Below are 2,418 nucleotides of genomic sequence, written 5' to 3'. Positions count from 1 at the left end.
GCCCGGCACAGGAATAGCCCGGTTCCCCGGAAAGCACATTGTTTCGTGCGCCACGGACGACCATGGCGCAGACCGAATAGCGGCGGGACGGCCCGCCACCCCATGGGGACTTCCTCATGTTCGACAAGCTCCTGATCGCCAACCGCGGCGCCATCGCCTGCCGCATCCTGCGTACCCTGCGTGAACTGCGCGTCGGCGGCGTGGCCGTGTACGCCGAGGCCGACGCCGCCAGCCTGCACGTGCAACAGGCCGACCAAGCCTTCGAGCTGGGCGCGGGCCCGGCCGCCAGCACCTACCTGGTGGTCGACAAGATCCTCGCCGCCGCCCGCGCCAGCGGCGCCGGGGCGATCCACCCCGGCTACGGCTTCCTCTCCGAGAACGCCGCCTTCGCCGAGGCCTGCGAAGCCGCCGGCATCGCCTTCGTCGGCCCCACCGCGGAGCAACTGCGGGTGTTCGGCCTGAAGCACACCGCCCGCGCCCTGGCGCGCGAGCAAGGCGTACCGATGCTCGAAGGCACCGACCTGCTGGACAGCCTCGACATCGCCCTCGCAGCCGCCGAACGGGTCGGCTACCCGGTGATGCTCAAGAGCACCGCCGGCGGCGGCGGCATCGGCATGCGCGTGTGCCGCTCGGCGCAGGAACTGGGCGAAGCCTTCGAGGCGGTGAAGCGCCTGGGGCAGAACAACTTCAGCGACGCCGGGGTGTTCATCGAGAAATATATCCAGCGCGCCCGCCACCTCGAAGTGCAGGTGTTCGGCGACGGCGCCGGCGAGGTCATCGCCCTCGGCGTGCGCGACTGCTCGGTGCAGCGGCGCAACCAGAAGGTACTGGAGGAAACCCCGGCGCCGAACCTGCCGACCGGCATGGCCGACGAGCTTTGCGCGGCGGCGATCAAGCTGGCCAAGGCGGTCAGCTACCGCAGCGCCGGCACCGTGGAATTCGTCTACGACAGCGAGGCCGAGCGCTTCTACTTCCTCGAAGTGAACACCCGCCTGCAGGTGGAGCACGGCGTCACCGAGCAGGTCTGGGGCGTCGACCTGGTGCGCTGGATGATCGAACTGGCCGCCGGCGAGCTGCCGCCCCTGGGCGAACTCGCCGCCGCGCTGAAACCCAGCGGCCACGCCATCCAGGCGCGGCTCTACGCCGAAGACCCCGGCCGCGACTTCCAGCCCAGCCCCGGCCTGCTCACCGCCGTGCGCTTCCCGGCGGCCGACGGCCGGGCCCTGCGCATCGATACCTGGGTCGAGGCCGGCTGCGAAATCCCGCCCTACTTCGACCCGATGATCGCCAAGCTGATCGCCTGGGCGCCCAGCCGCGCCGAGGCCAGCGCCGGCCTCGACCGGGCGCTGGCGGACACCCTGCTGTACGGCGTGGAAAGCAACCGCGCCTACCTGCGCCAGATCCTCGCCGACGCCCCCTTCGCCAGCGGCTCGCCCTGGACCCGCTGCCTGGAAGGCCTGCGCTACCACGCCGACACGGTCGAAGTGCTCGGCGCCGGCACCCAGACCAGCGTCCAGGACTACCCCGGCCGCCTCGGCTACTGGGCCGTGGGCGTGCCGCCGTCGGGGCCGATGGACGACCGCGCGCTGCGCCTGGGCAACCGCCTGCTGGGCAACCCGGAAGGCATGGCGGCGCTGGAGATCACCCTCGGCGGCCCGACCCTGCGCTTCAACACCGACGCCGTGGTCGCCGTCACCGGCGCGCCGCTGGCCGTGCAGCTGGACGGTCGCGAGCAGGCCATGGACACCAGCCTGTTCGTCGCCGCCGGCTCCACCCTGAGCCTCGGCGCCATCGCCGGGGCCGGCGCGCGCAGCTACCTGTGCCTGCGCGGCGGCCTGCAACTGCCGGACTACCTCGGCAGCAAGAGCACCTTCACCCTCGGCCAGTTCGGCGGCCACGGCGGCCGCGCCCTGCGCGCCGGCGACGTGCTGCACCTGGCGCCGCTCGCCGACGCCCGCCACGGCACCAGCCTGCCCGCCGAGCTGCGCAGCGAGCTGCCGGCGCTACGTCGCATCCGGGTGATCTACGGCCCCCACGGCGCGCCGGAATACTTCACCCCGGCGTACATCCGGACCTTCTTCGCCACCGACTGGGAAGTCCACTTCAACTCCAGCCGCACCGGCGTGCGCCTGATCGGCCCGAAACCGGAGTGGGTGCGCGACAGCGGCGGCGAGGCCGGCCTGCACCCGTCGAACATCCACGACAACCCCTACGCCATCGGCGCGGTGGACTTCACCGGCGACATGCCGGTGATCCTCGGCCCGGACGGCCCGAGCCTGGGCGGCTTCGTCTGCCCGGTGACGGTGATCGAGGCCGACCTCTGGCAACTCGGCCAGCTCAAGGCCGGCGACAAGGTGCGCTTCGAACCGGTCGACATCGGTACCGCCCGCGATCTGGCCCGCTCCCAATCCGCGGAAT

Annotated in this window: 1 protein-coding gene; it reads left to right on the top strand. The window is 72.1% G+C overall.

The genetic code is table 11. The annotated features are described in order from the left end of the window. Positions 1–116: 116 nt before the first annotated feature. Positions 117–2,418 (top strand): 5-oxoprolinase/urea amidolyase family protein (locus tag P3W75_RS06035; RefSeq protein WP_276226456.1); only part of this gene is annotated, 2,302 nt, incomplete at its 3' end.

The organism is Pseudomonas citronellolis (assembly GCF_029335315.1).
Lineage (GTDB): Bacteria > Pseudomonadota > Gammaproteobacteria > Pseudomonadales > Pseudomonadaceae > Pseudomonas > Pseudomonas citronellolis_A.
Note: the sequence above shows the minus strand (reverse complement) of the source record. Positions and strands in the feature narration are given on the sequence as shown.